The sequence below is a fragment of the Pirellulales bacterium genome, assembly GCA_036490175.1.
Taxonomy (GTDB): Bacteria; Planctomycetota; Planctomycetia; order Pirellulales; family JACPPG01; genus JACPPG01.
Genome location: DASXEJ010000045.1, coordinates 1 through 5,945, shown reverse-complemented (window position 1 = coordinate 5,945; position 5,945 = coordinate 1). Strand labels below are relative to the sequence as shown.

General features: G+C 59.9%; 5 protein-coding genes. 3 read left to right on the top strand and 2 right to left on the bottom strand.

Features of this window, described 5'->3' with window-relative positions:
- Positions 1-1,084: hypothetical protein (locus tag VGG64_03515; GenBank protein ID HEY1598642.1), on the bottom strand; the 1,084-nt coding region annotated here is incomplete at its 3' end.
- 298 nt (positions 1,085-1,382) lie between these two features.
- Between VGG64_03515 and VGG64_03510 the strand changes: the two genes are divergently transcribed.
- From VGG64_03510 to VGG64_03500, 3 genes are read left to right on the top strand one after another with little or no spacing between them, the layout of a single operon-like run.
- Entirely contained in the window at positions 1,383-1,808 is a 426-nt protein-coding gene (locus VGG64_03510; protein ID HEY1598641.1) for a GntR family transcriptional regulator, read from the top strand.
- A complete protein-coding gene (locus tag VGG64_03505; protein HEY1598640.1) occupies positions 1,775-2,659 on the top strand; it encodes an ABC transporter ATP-binding protein in 885 nt (294 codons plus the stop codon). Before VGG64_03510 ends, VGG64_03505 begins: the two co-directional genes overlap by 34 nt.
- Complete coding sequence (locus VGG64_03500) at positions 2,652-4,925, top strand: hypothetical protein (protein ID HEY1598639.1); 2,274 nt, start codon at positions 2,652-2,654, stop codon at positions 4,923-4,925. The genes VGG64_03505 and VGG64_03500 overlap by 8 nt, the downstream gene beginning before the upstream one ends.
- A 69-nt stretch (positions 4,926-4,994) precedes the next feature.
- On the opposite strand, the gene VGG64_03495 is transcribed toward VGG64_03500, so the two are convergent.
- Positions 4,995-5,945: PQQ-binding-like beta-propeller repeat protein (locus VGG64_03495; protein HEY1598638.1), on the bottom strand; the 951-nt coding region annotated here is incomplete at its 5' end.

Genomic DNA, 5,945 nt, shown 5'->3' with positions numbered 1-5,945 from the left:
GACTCAAACGATTGAGCCCCTGGGCGTCGTCCTGCATCATGCGCCGCGCCTCGGTCAACCCTTGGCTGCCAAGCGTCGGCAGGCTGAGCCCACCGTCATGGCTGGCGGATTCCACCAGTGTTTCGAGAAATGCGTAATCCGGATTCGGCGACGTGGGATTCAATTGCCAGGTGAGCTCTTGTGTCCTGCCTTCGCTCTCGGCGTTCATTTTGACGACGGCCGGTTCCGTCAATTGTCCCTTACCAACCAAGATCGTATCGCGATCGAAACGCAGCGGAATCGCCTTATCGCCCGACACGCTGCTCAAAGAATCCGGCAGTTGGATGCGTTCGGGCCAGACGACCGGCGCTTGTACGGCGGCAGCCAGCCAGTTGCCGACCTGCGCGCCTGTGAGATTCTCGCCATCGACGGCCATCACGCCACCAGTCTGATTCGCCAGGCAGGCCAGCAGCGAACTATCGACCCGCGGTCCCACCGCATAGCTGCTCATGGGCACATGCTCGGCCACCAATCGATCGAACAGCGGCCGCGCCGCGTCGCTGTGCAAAAGATTCGCCGTGCTCATGCCGTCGCCGATATACAGCGCGGCGTGTCCACGCGTTGCGTCTTGACCTGCGGCGAAGCAATCGCCGGTGGCGGCCAGCACACCCGCCATATCCGTAGCGCCCAGCGGTACACGACCGCGCAGCGCCGCCAGCGCCTGGCGTGTTTCGGGTCCGCCCGCTGTGGCAAACTTCTCCATCAACGGAATGGCATTCAAGTCGACGGCGAACAACCGCACCCGATCTGTCGGAGCCAGCGCCGCCAATGTCGATTCCAGCGCCGCCAAAGCTTTGTCGCGATACGCGCCCGCCTGACTGGCCGATGTATCGAACAGGATCACCACATCGGTCGCATGGCGCAGCGGCCGCGTGATCGTGGGTGACAGGCGGAGTGCAAAGTAAGAAGAGCTATCTTCTTTTGCAAAGGTGTCGAGAAGTGCCCCGGGTTCTGGTGGCTGGGCGGCAGCCGTCCAACCTGGCACTGACACAAAGAGAGTTATGGACGCGCATACAACCTGAGCAGATTGCGTGATTCGTGACATGGCAGCCCAACCCTAAATATCGCCTCACAATTGTTATGACCACGACGCCGCATTGCAGGGCCAACATTTACGCTATGTCGCGCGATAGCAAATCGCAACGGAAAGGCGATAACATTTTTGCAATGTAATTCCAAATGAGCGGTTTTACCCCACCCATACGGCGGGTGATGCATCACCGTTCGATACCGCTCGGCGGATTCGTCGGCCAGAATTCGCTGCCGGATTCTTTCTTGACAGTAAGTGCATTAGTAGGATAATGCACTAATGCAATAAGTTCCCATGTCAGGAGCAACTGCGCGTGACGGATGCTTCGCTCGAATTTCAGATTCAGCCTTCTTCGGGGATACCGATCTACCGTCAGATCATGGATCAAGTTCGTGCGCTTGCCGCCAGCGAACGGCTGCGTTCGGGTCAGATGCTGCCCAGCATCCGCCAACTCGCCACCGATCTGGAAGTGAACATGATGACAGTGTCGAAGGCGTACGCGCGGCTCGAGGCCGAGGGGATTGTCGAGCGGGTTCGCGGCACCGGCATGCGCGTGCGACCTGCCACGACGCCGGGCAGCGTGATCGATCGGCAAAAAGAGTTACGCCCTCTGGCCGACGCGATGGTAACGCGCGCCATGCAGTTGAACCTGACGGAACAACAAATCGTTGCCGTGGTGCGCACCGTACTCAAGGAGCGACAAACGTGGCTGAAACGATCATCGACATCCGTGAGCTGACGTACAGCTACGGTCGCACGGCGGTGCTACGCGGAGTCAATCTGCAAGTTCCGCGCGGCGCCGTGGTCGGACTCATGGGGACCAACGGGGCAGGCAAAAGCACCTTGATCAAGTGCCTGCTGGGCCTGCTGCGCGCCGATGCGGGGCGGACCGAAATTCTCGGATCCGATTCGTGGGATTTGCCACCAGCGGCCAAGGCACGACTCGGCTATGTTCCGCAAGTCGTGTACTTGTACTCGTGGATGAAGGTCCGGCACGTGATCGCTTACACGGCATCGTTTTATGCGAATTGGGACTCGGCCTGGGCCGGCGAGTTGGCCCGACGTTGGCGCGTGCCCCTCGACACGCGTGTGCAAGCACTATCGACCGGCCAGCTTCAGGCCGTGGCGCTGGTGCTGGCGCTTGGGCATCGGCCCGACCTACTGTTGCTCGACGAGCCGGTGGCCAGCCTCGACCCCATTGCGCGTCGTGACTTCTTACGATCGGTTCTCGAGCTGACCGAAGAGCATTCGCGGACGGTGCTGTTTTCGACGCATATTACTTCAGACCTGGAACGCGTAGCCACGCACGTGGCAATTCTATTGGAGGGGCGGATCGCGCACTTTTGCGAACTCGACGAGCTCAAGGACCGCGTGAAGCGGTTGCGGCTGACCGGCGCTGGCAGCTTTCCGGCCGATTTCGTCGTGCCCGGTGCTCTGCGCACCAAAGTCGACGGGGCCAGCGCACTGGCCGCGGTGCCGAATGTCACGCCCGAGCTGCTCGACGATTTGCGCGAGAAATGGGATGCCGAAGTGCGGGTCGAGGATTTAAATCTGGAAGAGATCTTCGTGGAGCTGAACGGTCATGCCTAGAGCCGGTTTTGGTGACTCCCTGGCGGCGGACCCTTTGTCGACGGGCCACAACGATGGAAAACGGCGTAGCACTTCGGCCGTTTGTGGGGCGGCACGTTGCGCCGGTTGGATCGGGGTCACTTACCTGACGCGACCGATCATTTGGGCGCTAGTCGTGGTGGCGGGCTTTTTCTTCGTTCTCGACATTTTGATGACGTACAAGCCACCGACCTGGCAATGGACCTATCCGCAGCCGCCCCAGCCGCGTTTGCTGATCACTTCGGTCCAAGCATTGGAAAACGTGAGAGCCGAAGGGCGACAGAATGAAGTCGATGCAATCATGCTCTCGACATTTTGGTTCAGCATGCACCAATCGCCGCAGGCTTTGCAACAGTTATTGAACCGGACCCCACCTGCGGCTCCGGTGGCTGTTGTGCCGTTACCGGGGAATGAAGTCTACGGCGTGCTCAGAGAACTGCCGAATCTTCGCCAGGTGGAATACACGTGCTTTGGCGATCCGACGAGCCTCGACAGTGTTGCGCAGGTAACCGGCTGTGAGTACCTCACCATCGACGGCATCTGCACGCTCGATCTAGGCAAGTTGCGATCGCTGTCGGACCTTCGGCAACTGAACATCCAAACCAGTAAGCCGCCGGTGAATCTTGCAGCGCTCGCCGGGCTTCATGAGCTGGAGACGATCGTCGTACGTTCACGCATGGCCATCAATGACGAGCTATTGGTCGAACTGGCGAGGCTGCCGCGTTTGAAGGTGCTGGTGCTCGACTTTGGATATTCTATCCCCGCCGAGCCGCGCATTTCCGAAGCAGGATTGGCCACGCTCGCCCAGTCACGGTCGCTGGAAACGGTTTATGCCGGCGGGCGACCCGATCAAGGCGAAGACATCCTGCCCATGGTGCGGAAGGCGCTTCCGAACCTTGTCGTGAGACCGGCAAGCGCCGAGTTTCAGCCTTTTAGTCGCGCGGCGATCCATTTTCTGCCCTTTGGATTGCTGGCGGGGATCGTCGGTGCCCAGTTGTCGAGCCAGTTTCGTAGTCCGCTGCGCCGGTTAGCGCCAGGATTCGGTGCGGCGCATGGCCGCTTTGGCATATTGCTGGCGTTGATCATCGTGGCAGCATGCGCACTGCGCTTTTGGATTGATAGAGCCACAGTTGGCGCCGCGCTGGCCGTGGCGACGGCTTGCGTGGGAATCGTGATAGCCACGATGTCGACAACGTCGTTAGGCACTGCATTCAAGCCACAAGGCGTGACCAGGTTGACGCAGTTGCTCATTGTTCCACTGTGGGGAATGTTGGCCGTCTTGGTTGTACCCAGTCTGAGCGATCGTGCATTGCACGCCCCGACCTATTCGATATTGGCGGCGCTGTGGTTGGCGACTGCCGTCTCGGCGGGATTGGGGGCATGGCTCCTGAGCCGCCTCGTTTATTGGACGACCAGCGGCGATTGGGCAGGGCCTGCCATGACGCGCAAATTGTTTGAACCTGCGGGAGTATACCGTGATAGCTGGGCCTTCGCTGGAGACGAACGCGAAGCGCGGATCGAGGCCTGGGCTTCGCGGAGTAGCGAGGATTGGACCTGGTGGCAGCGAGTCGATCGCTGGCGGTGCGGCAATTCTCCGCTGCGCGCCGTACGGATGGCCTTGATCATGCTTATCGCCATGGTCGGGATACAAACGCTGGTGTTGTGGCGCGTGCAAGGCCCCAGACAAAGCCCGGTTTCGTTTGGACTCAATTTTGGCGCCATGATGGTACTGGTGATGGGCGTCCTGCAAATCGGTGCGCTATGGCGGGCACGACTGTTGGTGCTGGCCACGGAGTTGACGCGCCCCTACGGACGACGCGTTCTGCAAAAGGAATGGATGGCGGCGTTCCTCGTGGACTTGTTGCCTACTACGATCTTGGCCTCGCTGGCGGCGGCGCTAGCGGTGAACTTCGAGCCGCCATTTGTGATCCACTGGCACGCGGTGCCATGGAATTTCGCCATGTTGTTGCCCATCGCATTGACTGTCGCGGCGGGAATGGGCTCGGTATTCGTGGTCGTGACGCGGGTTTGGCTGGCCGTCACGCTCACCATGTTCCTGATGTGCTTGATGCCGATGGCGGTCTTCGTCGTGGCGCTGATCTCTGGTGGAGCCGGCCAATTCGGACCCGGCGCCGAGTTTCCGCGAGAGATGATCGGACAATTTTGGGTTGCCGGCTTGATCGGCGCCATACTAGCGGTCGTAATGGGCCGCCGCTTTCTCAAGCTCGAAGTAGGGCGCAGGAACTGACCTGGGCCAAGAGCTAACTTGACCATCGTGCGCACAGGCTAGTCGTAAGCGCTGCTTGCCCGTCTACGCTTATTTGCCGGCGGTCGCAGGCGTTTCCGCCCGATTCTGAATGCAATACACGCGGGCGGCTGTCCTCACCAGCAGTTTGTCGTCGACAACAACGGGCGTGGCCATGCACATGTCATCATCGGCCAGTTCGTTGGTGTAAAGGATCGAGAACTCTTCGCCCGGCTGGATTGCGAACGTCACACCGTCTTCATTCAAACAGAAAACCTTGCCGGCATAGCTCCAAGGCGAACTGGTGAAGGCGCGGCCGTTGGGAATGCGTTTTTTGTCGTAGATCGATTCACCCGTCTTGGCGTTGTAGGCGGCCAGGAAACCGCGATCCAGCAGCATGTACAAGGCGTCGTCCACCACTAGCGGCGTCGGATGGTAGGGACCGGCCTTGCGCCACCAGGCCACATGCTCGGTCGGCTGCTCGACCACGGGGGGCGTGATATCACCCGACCCGCCCGGACGGATTGCGAAGATCTGATTCTCACCCCACACAACGTGACCAGAGGTGACGTACAACAAACCGAATCGCTCGAAGGGCGTGGGTATGGCCAGGATCGACTTGCCTTTGATCTTCCACAGTTCTTTGCCCGACAGATCGTACGATGTGGCCCAATTGATACCCGAGATGACAAGCTCGGTGCGGAGTGGATTTTCCCAGACGAAGGGGGTGGAGTAGTTGGTCTTTTCGTCGCGCGGTACTTGCCAGATTACTTTGCCGGTGCGTTTGTCGAGCGCCAGAAGAGTCGATTGTTCTTCGTTATCGTCGACCAGGTAGACGCGCTCGCCATGCACGATGGGCGACATCGAGGTGCCCCAGCCGTAGCGAGTCTCGCGTGGCGCAATCTTGTACGTCCACTTCAAGTCGCCATCCAGGTCGTAACAGTAAAGCCCGACGTTGCCGAACAGGGCATAAACCCGCTCGCCGTCGGTAGCGCACGTTTCCGAGGCGAGCGTGTTCTTGAT

Bases quoted from the DNA above. Each gene is read 5' to 3' on its own strand.
- VGG64_03500 (HEY1598639.1), top strand. From the start codon at position 2,652: ATGCCTAGAGCCGGTTTTGGTGACTCCCTGGCGGCGGACCCTTTGTCG.